Here is a 659-nt window from a genome sequence, read left to right as displayed (position 1 = left end):
ACGAAACCACCTTCGTCGGTCACGACCGCAGCGAGCAGGTCGAGCACGACGAAACTGTTTCTATCGGTCACGACCGCAAGGAAACCGTAGGCAACAACGAGCAGGTCAATATCGGCCAAGACCGCCGGCACGATATCGGCCAGGACGACTCCCTGAGCATCGGCCGCAATCACAGCATCCGCACCGGCAAAGACCGCACCGAAGAGGTCGGTAACCACCGCCGCGACAAGACCACGGCCAACCACTGGGTCAGCATCGGCGGGCATCAGGAACTCACCATCGAAGGCCGATCCGAACTGCAGGCAGGCCAGGCGATTCGCCATCGCTCGCGGGTCATCGAACTACAAGCCGGCGAAGTGATGCGCATACGTGGCCCTGGCGGGACCATCACCCTCGACAGCGGCGGCATCACCCTCAGCGCGGTGGCCATCAGTATTAAAGGCCCGTTGATTCAGCAAGGAGGAGACAAGGGCAACTCGCTGGCGCTTGAGGGGAACCCCGAGGACGGCCTGCCTGCCGACGAGACCTGGAACTGGCAGTTCACCCGTTGAATCTGTAGGAGCACATCAAAGATGACCGTTGCCCCCAAACCCACCTCCCGAATGGGCTACCCCTTCAACGCCAAGGACGGCAAAGCCTTTGCGGATCTCCAGGACGCC

General features: G+C 61.8%; 1 protein-coding gene. It reads left to right on the top strand.

What is annotated here, in order from left to right; genetic code table 11:
- Window positions 1-551, top strand: a 551-nt coding sequence (locus ACOZJV_RS34690; RefSeq protein WP_421549614.1) for a bacteriophage T4 gp5 trimerisation domain-containing protein, incomplete at its 5' end; no start/stop codon positions are given.
- Window positions 552-659 lie beyond the last annotated feature (108 nt).

It is taken from the genome of Pseudomonas sp. QD4 (assembly GCF_049199125.1).
In the GTDB taxonomy this organism is placed as follows: Bacteria; Pseudomonadota; Gammaproteobacteria; order Pseudomonadales; family Pseudomonadaceae; genus Aquipseudomonas.
Note: the sequence above shows the minus strand (reverse complement) of the source record. Positions and strands in the feature narration are given on the sequence as shown.